This is a genomic window from Acinetobacter sp. YH12252, assembly GCF_013417365.1.
GTDB lineage: Bacteria > Pseudomonadota > Gammaproteobacteria > Pseudomonadales > Moraxellaceae > Acinetobacter > Acinetobacter towneri.
The window spans coordinates 210,915-224,463 of the sequence record NZ_VPEA01000004.1 but is presented as its reverse complement, the minus strand read 5'-3'; the positions used below and the strand labels follow the sequence as shown (position 1 = coordinate 224,463).

Here is a 13,549-nt window from a genome sequence, read left to right as displayed (position 1 = left end):
TTTTTTTTGCTACTTTAGAGCAAATGCAGTGGTGACTTAAATTTAAGCAAGTTAATTTGGTGTTAGGTGTTTTTGATTTTTAACAGCTTTTATAAAAACATCAGTCAAAGCTAAAAATTAGGTTGATTGCACTAGGACTAAGGGATTACAAAACAATAAGACGCGATGCTTTGCAGATGCAACGGATGATGACAAAAACAGGATTCTTATGTACCAGATGACAAAAAGCGATTTAATTGGCTTAACGGATGTTGCGGCAAAAATTCCGCAGTTTATGACTAAAGTGCCCCACCTGATCACAGGGTTAAAGCAAGCCTATTTACGCACACCCAATACGCCTGCAGGCTTAGGTCTTGCGTTTGAAAAAGCCGTGCATCGTAACCCGCATGGTTGTGCCTTGATGTTTGAAGATCAGCAGTACAGCTATTTGCAGCTCAACGCATGGGCTAACCAAATTGCACATTACTATTTAAGCATTGGCGCACGCAAAGGTGATGTCATTGCGGTGATGTTGGAAAATCGCCCTGAATTAATTGCCAGTGTCATTGGCTTGGCAAAAATTGGCGTTATCGCGGCTTTGGTCAATACCGCACAAGTCGCCAAAGTTTTGGCGCACAGCATCAATTTAGTCAAACCAATTGCCGTGATTGTGGGGGAAGAATGTCGCCAAGCCATTGCCGATATTCGCCAAGAACTTGAGCTTGCAGAAAATCGTCTGTATTGGTTTGCAGACCAAAATACACGCTTGGATGCAGGTACTGCTCCTGAAGGTTTTCAAAATTTAGCGCAATGCATTGCATCATTCCCAAGCTTTAACCCTGCCACCACACAGTCAGTACAGGGCAAAGATGGGCTGTTTTATATCTATACCTCAGGTACAACAGGCTTACCTAAAGCGGTGATTTTCACCAATAGCCGTTGGACGTTGGCTTATGGTACCTATGGTCATGTCTTGGGTTTAAATCAGGATGATGTGATGTACTGCACTCTGCCGCTGTACCACGCCACAGGCATTGTGGTGTGCTGGTGTGGCGTAATTGCAGGCAGTGCCACCTTTGCCATCCGTAGAAAATACTCCACTTCATGCTTCTGGCAAGATGTACACAAATTCAATGCCTCTGCGATTGGCTATGTGGGCGAATTGTGCCGTTATTTAATGGATGCGCCTGCTTCTGATTTAGAGCGTGGGCATCGTGTGACCAAAATGATTGGCAATGGCATGCGTCCTAATATTTGGAGCAAATTCAAAACACGCTTTGGTGTTCAGGAAATTCTGGAACTGTATGCGTCTAGCGAAGGCAACGTCGGCTTTAGCAATGTGTTTAACTTTGACAACACGGTTGGTTTTTCACCGACACCTTATGCGGTCATTCAGTTTGATAAAGAAAAAAATGAACCCGTACGCGATGCCAAAGGCAAATGCATGAAAGTCAAAAAAGGCGAAGTCGGCTTATTGATTGGAAAAATCACCCGTCGCTCACCGTTTGATGGCTACACCGACCCTGAAAAAAACAAGGCGGTGATGATGCAAAACGTGTTTAAACAAGGCGATGCCTATTTTAACACGGGCGATTTAGTCCGCGACATTGGCTTCCGTCACGCCCAGTTTGTTGATCGTTTAGGTGATACCTTCCGCTGGAAAGGTGAGAACGTATCCACCACAGAAGTAGAAAACATTGTCAGTGACTATGAAAAAATTGCTGAAGCTGTCGTGTATGGCGTTGAAATCCCACATACCAATGGTCGTGCAGGTATGGCTGCGATTACCTTAAACGAAGGCTGCCAGTTAGATGAACAAGACTTGCGTCAAATGCTGGTGGAGTTTAAAAAAGCAATGCCCGCTTATGCAGTACCCGTTTTTTTACGCATTCAAAAGCAAATGCAAACCACAGGTACATTTAAATATCAGAAGAACACCCTGAAAACTCAAGGTTTTGATTTAAAACAGTGTGATGAAAAAATTCTGGTGTTATTGCCAAACCAATCTGCTTATTGCGAGCTGACCCAAGAAATTTACGACAATATTCAACAGTATCAATATCGCTTCTAAGCCACTATGTTGCCTATTTTTTGATTAGATACGACAAATTTGTTGCATTTATAATCAAACATAGGCAACTTTTTTATTTTTTACTTGCGCTCGCTTCATATCTTGCTACAATACGCTCCATCAAACGAAGTGGTGCTTAAAACCCTCTGGTTTTTCTTGCACTTCACAATCAAGCCTGCTTGATTGCTGGTTCAGGGTCGTTAGCTCAGTCGGTAGAGCAGCGGACTTTTAATCCGTTGGTCCCGCGTTCGAATCGCGGACGACCCACCATTTCCTTGATCAACCTTAGATGGGTCGTTAGCTCAGTCGGTAGAGCAGCGGACTTTTAATCCGTTGGTCCCGCGTTCGAATCGCGGACGACCCACCATCTTCTTCAAGGTTGATACTTTAAAAATGATCATCGTCATTTTTACTCCTCTGGGTCGTTAGCTCAGTCGGTAGAGCAGCGGACTTTTAATCCGTTGGTCCCGCGTTCGAATCGCGGACGACCCACCATTCCTTCTAAAAAATCTTTAAATTACCAGTCATCACAGCACTGTTCTGTGGATCGTGCAGTTTCGTAATTTACTATAGAATTCCCGTATTCTGCCCTGTTTGACTAACACTTTTATCCACTACACCTTGCTCAATTCAGTTGTAGACGATGTGCCATCATTGATAAATCATACTTTACACATCCCAAATAAAAACTTGATGTAAAAAAACAAAAGCCCAAAAGTTTTTCACGAATGGGCTAAGAATTGAATGAGCGAATAATTAACTTGCTCTGATTAAATGATAGTTTTGCGAAGGTAAGGGATTGCTTTTAAAGTATTCACGATTATTTTCTGTTGCAATCGCAATTTTGTTTTTATCCATAATTAAATTATGGTCTTGATCAACATTATAGTAAAAGTTCACCCCAGAGGCGCGTGCCACCACAATTTGATGCGCGTCTTCATCATAGAACCATAAATCTTTGCGGTATTTTTTTTTATTGTCGTAACTGATTTGCCCCGCATTGACAAAAATACGATGCGCTGTCCCATCAGGCAATAAGGTCAGAATATAATCGACTTTTCCACTTTCGCACATAACAAACTTATCTTCACAGCTAATCTGAACGGTATAGCGCCCCACATAAGTCAGAAGATTCTCTGGAATATGATGTTCCGTTGCAGCCATTTGCATGGGTGCGATCGCCTGCCCTGCCACTTCAGTCAGTCTTTTGGTTTCTGCCTGTTCTGTATATTTTTGCACTGCAGCATGCTCAAGTTGTGAATCATCGCATCCAAGCAATGCCACTGCACTCCATATAGAAACTGCGCAAATATTTGATTTAGCCGACACACTATCCCTCATATAGAATGACTAGACTGAATATTCAGTCCTATTCAAACCACCGAATAGGCAGCTCAATGTAAGCCATGCTTTTCCTCAATCCTTTGTGGTCAAGCGCTTACTCTGCCCATTGCTTCTTTAGGATATTTTAGGTGGATGCTGGTTTAAGCAACACCAAAAGTTACATAACTTTACTAATTGCTTTGCCACCGCCCTTTAAAAAACCCAAGTGCATCACCATTTTTATTCTATAGACAGATGATGTGCTGTAAACCTAAACCTCAGCCTGTATTTATTTTGAATTTTAGATCTCTCAAGGAGAATTAGATGGCCAATGTTGGTTTATATCGCTCAAACCGCTCAAATATGATTGCTGGGGTTATGGGTGGTATTGCTGAACGTTTTGGTTGGAACGCAAATTTACTGCGCTTAATTTTTGTGATTGTTTCCGTGATGAGTGCTGCCTTTCCAGGCATTTTGGTGTATTTGGTGTTGTGGTTGGTGATCCCTAAACAAAACCAGTTGAATACAGCAAACTATACTCAGGGCTACACAAGACCTGTACGCACGGTCAATTCTGATCAAGACCGATAAACGGTATTGAAATTTTAAAGACTGACCACATGTAAGATTTATAGGTTTTAATCGTTCGCTGATTCACTCTTAGATATCCCTTATTTACACAGTTTTTTTCTTTTTCGCTACGATTGCTCCCCCAAGCATCGTAGCTTTTTTTTGCCTTTCTACCTGCAATATATTTTAAAAGTCACAGCATTTCAGGATTGAGTCGTGTTGAATACGCATCGACAATACAAGTCAATCAATTGGTCTTTACAGCAAGCTGTTGATTTAAGACGGCAATCATATCGGCACGGCTAATAATCCCCACCAAACGCTGCTGCTCTACCACAGGAATGTAGTTAAAAGAACGCTCGACAAAGTACGGTACAAGGTCTTGAATACTTTGTTGCGGTTGCACCGTGACCACTTGGCGCAACATGATATGTTTTACTTGATGTTTCCAGCTATAAGGTAAATCTGTTGCGTGTTTAAACCATTCCACCACTTCATACAATGCCAAAGTTCCCACCAAATGTTGTTCAGTATCAATGACTGGCAAACTCATTAAATTCATGTGTTTGAATTTTTCTAAAGCACTGTGAATATCCTCATCTTGCTGCAAACTAACCACATCTTTACTCATAATATCGGCACAAGTCAGTGCTTGAGTTTGTCGTTCACTGGCTTTGTGTTGCGCTTCTAAAATGATTTTTTGTAAGTCATATTCACTAATATCTAGCAACTGGGTTTGGGCATCTAAAACATCTTGAATATCTTGCGGCTGAATAGTGGCTTTTTGAGTAGGCGTTGGGTCTTGGGTACGTTGATTCAACTGTGGCGTTTGAGGATAAGGCTTGCCAATCATGCGGTTAAATACAATTGCAATCACCATCAGCAAAACTGAATTAAGCAGCACAGGATAAAAGATGAAGTGATAACCCAGCTCACGCACGGCATCTCCGCCAAGCACTGCGGTAATGGCCACTGCTCCACTCGGTGGATGCAGCGAATCGGTGGTCATCATCAAGAAAATAGATAAAGCCACAGCCACACTAAAGGCTTCGGTTAAATTTGGAATATATAAAGCACAGCTCACGCCCATAATTGCTGCAATACTGTTCCCAACTACAATATTCCACGGCTGCGCCAAAGGACTGGCAGGCACAGCAAACAACAATACCGAAGATGCACCCATTGGCGCGATATACCATGCGTTAATATCGCCCAATACCCACCAACTAATCAGGGAAGATAATGCCAAACCCAATAATGCGCCCAAACCACAAAGTAGGCGTTCTTTTAACGGCAATACTTTAAAATTGGGTTTCAGCGTATTCAGCCAATCAAGTTGTGAATGAAACACGGGCAGGCAATCCAGTGGTGACAATTGGACAAGATTATAAGGCAATCATTTAGTAATGATGTATTTGTTTTATATCTTTCATTTATCAGTGAATTTGTAAAACCCCAAACAACCAACCGCTAGTTGTGCTTTAACCTTTGCCAGCACCCCGCAAAATCCTTATAATTGAGCACAATTTTTCTCTAATTTTAAGTGGATGACCATGAGTCGCGCCATATCGCATATTGATACCTTTCAAGGCTTAATTCTTGCCTTACAAAACTACTGGGCGGAGCAAGGCTGCGTCGTTTTACAACCTTACGATATGGAAATGGGGGCAGGGACATTCCACACTGCAACTTTCCTACGTGCTTTAGGTCCAGAAACATGGAACGCGGCGTATGTACAACCATCTCGCCGCCCTAAAGATGGTCGTTATGGCGAAAACCCGAACCGCTTACAACACTACTATCAATTTCAGGTGGTGCTGAAACCAAACCCAGACAACATCCAACAATTGTATTTAGATTCTTTAAAAGCGATTGGAATTGACCCATTGGTGCATGACATTCGCTTTGTGGAAGATAACTGGGAATCTCCAACACTTGGCGCGTGGGGCCTAGGTTGGGAAGTATGGTTAAACGGTATGGAAGTGACGCAATTCACTTACTTCCAGCAAGTGGGTGGAGTTGAATGCTACCCTGTAACAGGCGAAATCACCTACGGTCTTGAACGTCTGGCAATGTACTTGCAAGGTGTAGACTCAGTTTACGACTTGGTTTGGACTAAAGGACAGTTTGGTACTGTAACGTATGGCGATGTGTTCCATCAAAACGAAGTTGAACAATCGACCTATAACTTTGAATACGCACCTGTAGAAAAAATGTTTGAACTGTTTGACTTCTATGAAGTAGAAGCGAGCCGTTTAATTGCAGCAGAATTACCGCTACCTGCTTATGAGCAAGTGATTAAAGCATCTCACTGCTTTAACCTCTTGGATGCGCGCGGTGCAATTTCTGTGACTGAGCGTCAGCGTTATATTTTACGTGTCCGTACTTTGGCACGTTCTATTGCACAAAGTTATGTGGCTGCACGTGCAAAATTAGGCTTCCCAATGGCTGAACCACATTTACGTGATGAAGTCTTGGCACAATTAAAAGCACAGGTTGAAGCGGAAGCCAAAGCGCAAAATACTGAGGAAAGCAAATAATGTCTAAACATACAGTTTTATTTGAACTCGGTTGCGAAGAACTCCCACCGAAAAGCTTAAAAACCTTACGTGATGCACTACTTGCAGAAACTGAAAAAGGTTTAAAAGATGCAGGCTTGGCTTTTGATGCAATTGAAGCCTATGCAGCACCACGTCGCTTGGCACTTAAAATTGCTAATGTTGATGCCGCACAAGCAGACACACAAAAACGCTTTGACGGCCCTGCTGTTCAAGCTGCTTACGATGCCGAAGGCAAACCAACCAAAGCCCTTGAAGGCTTTATGCGCGGTCAAGGCATTACTGTAGATCAAGTATCTACATTCCAAGCAGGTAAAGTTGAAAAAGTGTGCTACTTAAAAGACGTGAAAGGTCAAAGCCTTGATGCGTTATTGCCACACATTTTACAAACAGCATTGGACAACCTGCCAATTGCAAAACGTATGCGTTCTGCCGCAAGCCGTACTGAATTTGTGCGTCCTGTTAAATGGGTAGTGTTGCTTAAAGACAATACCGTGGTTGAAGCCACGATTCAAGATCATCAGGCAGCTAATGTGACTTACGGTCACCGCTTCCATGCCCCTGAAGCAATCACGCTACAACATGCCAATGACTATTTAGATGCGTTACGTGCGGCTAAAGTCATTGCTTCTTTTGAAGAACGTCAGGCTATTATCGACCAGCAAGTAAAAGCGTTGGCAGATGAAGTCAATGCAATTGCGATTGTGCCTAGCGACCTACGTGATGAAGTGACTGCATTGGTAGAATGGCCTGTTGCACTACGCGCTAGCTTTGAAGAGCGTTTCCTCGCTGTACCACAAGAAGCTTTAATTACCACCATGCAGGACAACCAGAAGTATTTCTGTTTGGTCAATAGCGATAACAAATTACAGCCTTACTTTATTACAGTTTCCAATATTGAGTCGAAAGACCCGACTCAAATTATTGAAGGTAATGAAAAAGTGGTGCGCCCACGTTTGTCCGATGCTGAATTCTTTTTCTTGCAAGACCAAAAGCAACCGCTTGCATCACGCAAAGAAAAATTGGCCAACATGGTTTTCCAAGCGCAATTGGGCACACTTTGGAACAAGTCTGAGCGTATTGCCAAACTGGCTGTTGCTTTAGCGCCAATTACAGGTGCAAATCCGCAAGATGCTGAAAAAGCTGCCTTGCTTGCAAAATGTGACTTAACGTCTGAACTTGTGGGTGAATTCCCCGAGCTTCAAGGGATTGCGGGAACTTATTACGCACGTCTTGAAGGTGAAAATGACGAAGTTGCAGAAGCACTGGGTGAACAATACTTACCTAAATTCGCTGGCGATGTTCTTCCAAAAACTAAAACAGGCACAACCATTGCCCTTGCAGACCGTTTAGACACGCTCACAGGTATTTTTGGTATTGGCCAAGCACCTACAGGTTCTAAAGACCCATTTGCATTGCGTCGTTCTGCCATTGGTATTTTACGCCTTGTGACTGAAAACGGTTTAGATGTTTCAATTGAAGACTTAATTAAGCTGGCTTTGGCTGCTTATGGCGATGTCTTGAAAGATCACGACAAGACTTTGGCAGATGCTGTTGCATTCCTTGAAGGTCGTTACCGTGCTAAATATGAAGACCAAGGCGTTGCGGTAGATGTGATTCAAGCTGTTCAAGCTTTATCACCAAAATCTCCATTAGATTTTGATAAGCGTGTAAATGCAGTCAATCACTTCCGTGCCTTGCCTGAAGCGGCTGCATTGGCGGCTGCAAACAAGCGTGTTGCCAACATTTTAGCCAAAGAAACTGCTCCTGAAGGTGCTGTGATTGAAGCAAACTTGGTGGAAGATGCAGAAAAAGCGCTATTTGCTGAACTTGCAAAAATCACACCTGTGGTTGAGCCATTATTGGCGGCAAAAGATTACACCACTGCACTTTCTCAATTAGCAGCATTACGTGCGCCAGTAGATGCGTTCTTTGATAACGTGATGGTCATGGCTGATGATGCTGAATTGAAAGCCAACCGTTTACGTTTACTGGCACAGTTACGTGGCTTATTTACACGTGTTGCAGATGTAAGTGTGTTGCAGCACTAAAGTCTTAATTGCTTGTAAAATAAAAGAAACCCCGCTATTTTGATAGTGGGGTTTTTTATATAATTATGAAGATGAAACTATCACAACCACAAAAAGTCGCAGAATTTTTAAAAGCACATCCAAATCAAAAATTTACTTCAAGAGATATAGCGGAAGCTATTATCCAATTATTTCCAGAAGATTATGAAGCCAAAAGATTAAATGATCGATTTGAATCTGATGCAGATTTTATACAACAAATTGTTCGTGAAATTAGTAGTAGTGCAAAAACCAATATTCTAAAAGTTTCACCACATATTCATATACGTGATCAACCACGACCAAGACAATTATGGTTTGATCCTAATTCAACCTATGAAGTAGAACATGGCATTGATAATTTAATTATTTCTGAAAATACTAACACTGAAGTTCACTTGCCAATAATTAAATTAGATCACTTATCAGAGCACGATCTTTATCCCATTCTGACTGAGTTCTTAAATTCGGAACTTAATCTATATTGTCTTAGAATTGATGAGAAACGTTCAAAAAACACTCGTGGTCAAAATGGAAATCAGTGGTTACATCCTGATATTGTGGCCATGCAAGCAGTAGATAATCGTTGGAATGATCTAGTTAAAACTTGCGTCAAACATAGCTCTGGGCAAAATGTTCGTCTTTGGTCTTTTGAAGTCAAAAAAGAATTAAATAGTTCAAATGTGCGTAGTAGCTTTTTCCAAGCTGTGAGTAATTCAAGTTGGGCCAATGAAGGTTATTTAGTCGCAACCTCAATATCAACAAGTGAAGTGGAGGAAGAACTTCGGATGCTTTCTGCACTTCATGGTATTGGTGTAATAATTTTAATTCCTGAGAATCCAACCGAAAGTGAAATTTTATTGCCTGCACGACGTAGACAAGAAGTTGACTGGCAATCAATCAATAGAATTCTAAATGAAAACTCAGATTTTAAGAATTTTATAGAATTAGTCTCGATTTACTATCAGACTGGACGTATCCGTTCACAAGATTGGAATCATTAATCGGTAGGCATTTTACTCTAGATTCCCTATACTCAACCTAACAACACTCAACAAGAAAACAAGCTTATGAAACTTAAAACACTCATCTTATCGGGTTTAACTTGCCTTTCTCTTAGTGCGTGTACCTCTGCACCTGTTATTCCGCAGCTCACTGCAGGTGTATTACAAGAAGTTCAAAATATCGAAGTTTACCCAGACACCGTAAACAACAGCGCAAAACTCACTAAATTTATTGATAAATGCGTTATTGAATTTACAGGTACACTCAAGGCAGGGCGCTCAATCGAACAATGGGCATTTAAAGGCAACACCTTAATTTCAGCAGGTTCTGCAACTTTTGCCCAAGACGGTACCAGCACTGCACAGCACTTTGACTTGCACGATGCTACGGTACAAAAAAACTTCATTACCTTACGCAGTCACTTTCATAAAGATGCACTTGCACAATGCAACTAATTTAAAACGAACCTGAATGTATCCTGATGTAGCAAGATTGTGTGACTTTTAACACAAACCCGCCATCTTCAGATATTTCAAATTAAGATAATCATGCAGTGCAGTCCAATACTGCCCTGCTTTAAAACTCTCCAGAGTAACAAGACCCACAAATTATTGTGGGTCTTTCTATTTATGCTCTGCTTATGATCTGCATAAATTGTGCTTAGAAACACCACATGATTCAAACGCATGTTCAATCATCACTCTAAAGACAATTAAACTTGCGAGAAGCAAACAGTATTTGTCATGTATTCCTTATACAATCCTCAACAACATCACTACATAGCGCGTGAAGGTTGTAATTTTAAGATGGGTACTGCCAAGAATCCTCATCTACATTCAAGCTTTCAGTAGCCACCACACTGCGTATTTAAAGAGGCCAACACATGAATAAAATCAGTTTCGGTATTGCCATTGGATTATTGCTCAGCAGTGCTGCTGTATGTGCGCAAAACAGTTCTGAACCTACACAAGACAATCAAAGCCACAAACCGATTCGCCCTTATGCAGACAATCCAAATTTATTACACGTCTGGGCTTATAAAACTCAGGAAGGTGTGATTCAGGCTGCACAAAAAGTGGGTGAAGTCACAGAAAAAGGCATTGAGAAAATTCGTCCATCGGCACATCAGGCTTTAGACAATGCCAAAACTTTGGGCAGTCAGGGTGCAGCGCAAGCCAAGCAAACAGGGCAGCAACTGGCGGGTCAGGTCAATAATAAAATTCAGGAAACCAAAGAAGTGATTACAGGGCAAAGTGATCAAGCCGTACCAATCTATCAAGCGCCATTAAGTACACCATCACAAAATGTAACGCCTGCGCCAACCACTACAACACCACAGACACAGGAAGCACAGACTCAGGCTGCCCCAAGTGACGAATCTGAAGAAGAAATTAAAGTGATTAAACTATAATTTTTTTGATTTATTGGTTGCTTGAAAAGCACAAAAATAACTCAGCGCAAATAAATAAGCCTGCATTTAATCTGCAGGCTTATTCATGTGATAGCGTATCGATTTTTGAATTTGTCGGAATACATAAGCGCCTAATCCCAACAATACCAACAAACTTAAAGCGAAAAATAGATAAGCCTTCGGCTCAGGCGCATCTACAAATAAAGTCGCAGATAAAATGAAACTGGACAGCAAAACAAGCACAGCAGGCATCAACAACTTGGTCATACATACTACCCTTGGAATGATCAACAAAACCATGTTTTAAGATCATCTTAGCCCAATGGCAAAACAATACAAGTGTCTAAAATTTAGACCATCTAAATCATGGATAAAACTTTGCAGCTTACTGTTCCAGTTCTAGGGTAAATTTGGCAGTATCTGGCAAATCTTCCACAAAGTCGTTGCCGCCAAACTCATCACTGCTCAGGTTCAAATCTTTATAGCTCAACACAAAATAGTCGCTATATTTTTTCAATATTAATGGGTGCATGCCTGCAGCAAGTGCATCTTGTTCCTTGCATAGTTTCATGACATGACGATCATTCATACTGATTAAGTAGCGTTCATCATTCAGATAAATTTGCACCAAACCACTGCCCTTTGCATAAATCGGAATCAGGAATTTATGGTTTAAGGCAATTGCATGTGCGGCATAGCTCTCAATTTTTTGGCTGATGATGTTAAACACCAAACCATGACCAAAATGGTCGAGCAAGACATTACGATTTTCATACGGTAACTGAATTTGTAAGCCAAGTTTGTTTAAATCGTGCTGATCGACCTGTTTATTGCTAAGCAAGGAGCGAATCAGGTTTTGTTTCAACTTGGCATCAAAAAAGTTACTGTCTAGCTGTAAGTTATTGTATTTTAAAATACGACCTAAAGACCAGCGATGGTTCGGCAAGACATTTTCAATCACTTTACGATAGTAAAACTTGCTGTTCTTTTTCACCTTGCGAATTTTTTGGTAAAAGAACGGCGCATCAAAAGGATGGGTTAAAAAGTCATTCAGTAATTCAGAGTTGGCTAAAATCGCAATTGCATCATGCCCTGTAAATGGCAAATGTAAGGTATGTAAATGCGGAATTAAAGGCTGAATTTTTAAATAATGCCCACGATCTTCAGCATAATATTGGTCATAGACCACAATATATTCACGCTGTGCCGATACATCTTGCGCTTGAATGCGCATATTGGCATTTAAGTCTGCATGATAAAACATGTTATAGCGTGGGTCATGAATATCTTCAGGGGCAATTGAATATTGCGGCACCAAAGCCACAATGCGGTTTAAATCCAGCAAATTGGAATATTTAATTGCCGCATAGCCACCCATTGAGCCGCCATAGCCCACGCGAATTTTAAACGGAGCAATCAGGTCTTGAATGGCTGCCAACATGGCACGCATAGAAGCTTCAGGAAACCATGATTTTTCCTTAGGCATGACCCCAATCACATTAAAATGAAACTTTTCCAGTGATTTTTCGGCATTAATAGACGTTCCTTTGGCCCGTGTAATTAAATCGCCAAAAGAAAAAATCAGCTCCTGAGATGAGCCTTTCATGAAAATAGCGCGGATATGTCCGTCTTCAAAAATTATGTGTTTATCCATTCCCACACCGGCGCCAAGGCGCTGAATTAAACCGTTACTTTAAACTTGAATACCCTGTACGCAAGTCCAAAAGTGAATATGTTATTTTATAGATGCACAGCAGATTAAAAATCGCAAAATATGACACAATCTCTACATCCTGCCGCACAACAAGGTTTTGCTTTAGGGGCAAACCTATATCAACAAGTTCGTCCCAGTTACCCGCAAGAAGTCGATGTTTTCCTGCAAGATCAGCTCCAAGTTCCACTTAATAGCAATATTGTAGACTTGGGTTCTGGCACAGGAAAGTTCCTGCCACATTTGCTCAAACTGACAACTCAGCTTATAGCGGTAGATCCGATTGCCAGCATGTTAGCCGAATTAGAACAACTTTACCCACAAGTTAAGACAATTCAAGCACGAAGTGAGCAATTACCACTGCACGATCAATGTGCAGATTTGGTGAGCTGTGCGCAATCTTTTCATTGGTTTGCCAATCTGCAAAGTTTAAAGGAAATTCACCGAATCTTAAAACCGCAAGGTCATTTGCTGTTAATTTGGAATCAACGTGATATTTCAGTCAATTGGGTCAATGCACTGGCAAAGATGATTTTGCCTTTTGAGGGCGATACACCGCGTTTTCACAATCAGGACTGGCGTCAGGTATTTGCCGATACAGATTTATTCCAACTTACTCACGAGCAGAAATTTCATCACACGCATGTTGGTACAGTTGAACAAGTCGTGTCTAAGCGTTTGCTTTCGACCAGTTTCATTGCTGCAATGCCAACTGAACAGCAACAACAACTCAAAACACAATTTGAACAATTAGTATTAGAATATACGAATAAGCATGTGCAAGATGAAATTGAATTTCCCTATTGCACACATTTGTATGTCTATCAAAAAGTTGAATGAGAGGGAGCAAAT

The 13,549-nt window shown here is 41.3% G+C and carries 12 protein-coding genes and 3 tRNA genes; 11 read left to right on the top strand and 4 right to left on the bottom strand.

Annotated elements, in window-relative coordinates:
• Positions 1-208 precede the first annotated feature (208 nt).
• The 4 genes from FTV28_RS06150 (at position 209) to FTV28_RS06135 (ending at position 2,545) form a co-directional block, all read left to right on the top strand.
• Positions 209-2,050, top strand: coding sequence for a long-chain-acyl-CoA synthetase (locus FTV28_RS06150; protein WP_179989728.1), 1,842 nt, complete (start codon positions 209-211; stop codon positions 2,048-2,050).
• Positions 2,051-2,244: 194 nt separating this feature from the next.
• A tRNA-Lys gene (locus FTV28_RS06145) sits at positions 2,245-2,320 on the top strand.
• A gap of 21 nt (positions 2,321-2,341) precedes the next feature.
• A tRNA-Lys gene (locus FTV28_RS06140) sits at positions 2,342-2,417 on the top strand.
• Positions 2,418-2,469: 52 nt separating this feature from the next.
• Positions 2,470-2,545 (top strand) — tRNA-Lys (locus FTV28_RS06135).
• Positions 2,546-2,806: 261 nt separating this feature from the next.
• On the opposite strand, the gene FTV28_RS06130 is transcribed toward FTV28_RS06135, so the two are convergent.
• Positions 2,807-3,334, bottom strand: a complete 528-nt coding sequence (locus tag FTV28_RS06130; RefSeq protein ID WP_368856237.1) for a hypothetical protein — start codon at positions 3,332-3,334, stop codon at positions 2,807-2,809.
• A gap of 363 nt (positions 3,335-3,697) precedes the next feature.
• Between FTV28_RS06130 and FTV28_RS06125 the strand changes: the two genes are divergently transcribed.
• Positions 3,698-3,964: a PspC domain-containing protein gene (locus FTV28_RS06125; protein WP_096901311.1), complete on the top strand. Its 267-nt coding sequence runs from the start codon at positions 3,698-3,700 to the stop codon at positions 3,962-3,964.
• Between the two features lie 226 nt (positions 3,965-4,190).
• Here FTV28_RS06125 and FTV28_RS06120 read toward each other — a convergent pair whose 3' ends face one another.
• Positions 4,191-5,294, bottom strand: a complete 1,104-nt coding sequence (locus FTV28_RS06120) for an HPP family protein (RefSeq protein ID WP_131261074.1) — start codon at positions 5,292-5,294, stop codon at positions 4,191-4,193.
• Between the two features lie 202 nt (positions 5,295-5,496).
• On the opposite strand from FTV28_RS06120, the gene glyQ reads away from it, so the two are divergent.
• The 5 genes from glyQ to FTV28_RS06095 all read left to right on the top strand — a co-directional run bounded on the left by glyQ (position 5,497) and on the right by FTV28_RS06095 (position 10,986).
• Complete coding sequence (gene glyQ, locus FTV28_RS06115) at positions 5,497-6,483, top strand: glycine--tRNA ligase subunit alpha (RefSeq protein ID WP_004976017.1); 987 nt, start codon at positions 5,497-5,499, stop codon at positions 6,481-6,483.
• On the top strand, positions 6,483-8,552 hold the full coding sequence (gene glyS / locus FTV28_RS06110) for a glycine--tRNA ligase subunit beta (protein ID WP_179989724.1): 2,070 nt from the start codon (positions 6,483-6,485) through the stop codon (positions 8,550-8,552). The genes glyQ and glyS overlap by 1 nt, the downstream gene beginning before the upstream one ends.
• 65 nt (positions 8,553-8,617) lie before the next feature.
• Complete coding sequence (locus FTV28_RS06105) at positions 8,618-9,574, top strand: COG2958 family protein (RefSeq protein ID WP_257222804.1); 957 nt, start codon at positions 8,618-8,620, stop codon at positions 9,572-9,574.
• 66 nt (positions 9,575-9,640) lie between these two features.
• Positions 9,641-10,030 (top strand): hypothetical protein, encoded by a 390-nt coding sequence (locus FTV28_RS06100; RefSeq protein WP_104852995.1) that lies wholly within the window; start codon positions 9,641-9,643, stop codon positions 10,028-10,030.
• A 428-nt stretch (positions 10,031-10,458) separates the two neighbouring features.
• Positions 10,459-10,986 (top strand): hypothetical protein, encoded by a 528-nt coding sequence (locus FTV28_RS06095; RefSeq protein WP_168525235.1) that lies wholly within the window; start codon positions 10,459-10,461, stop codon positions 10,984-10,986.
• Between the two features lie 66 nt (positions 10,987-11,052).
• Here the strand turns inward: FTV28_RS06095 and FTV28_RS06090 are convergent, their stop codons facing one another.
• Together FTV28_RS06090 and FTV28_RS06085 are read right to left on the bottom strand one after the other, a co-directional pair.
• Positions 11,053-11,253: a hypothetical protein gene (locus FTV28_RS06090; RefSeq protein ID WP_179989722.1), complete on the bottom strand. Its 201-nt coding sequence runs from the start codon at positions 11,251-11,253 to the stop codon at positions 11,053-11,055.
• A gap of 118 nt (positions 11,254-11,371) precedes the next feature.
• A complete protein-coding gene (locus FTV28_RS06085; protein ID WP_179989720.1) occupies positions 11,372-12,640 on the bottom strand; it encodes a hypothetical protein in 1,269 nt (422 codons plus the stop codon).
• Positions 12,641-12,760: 120 nt separating this feature from the next.
• Between FTV28_RS06085 and FTV28_RS06080 the strand changes: the two genes are divergently transcribed.
• Positions 12,761-13,537, top strand: coding sequence for a class I SAM-dependent methyltransferase (locus FTV28_RS06080; protein ID WP_167845740.1), 777 nt, complete (start codon positions 12,761-12,763; stop codon positions 13,535-13,537).
• The last annotated feature ends 12 nt before the right edge of the window (positions 13,538-13,549 follow it).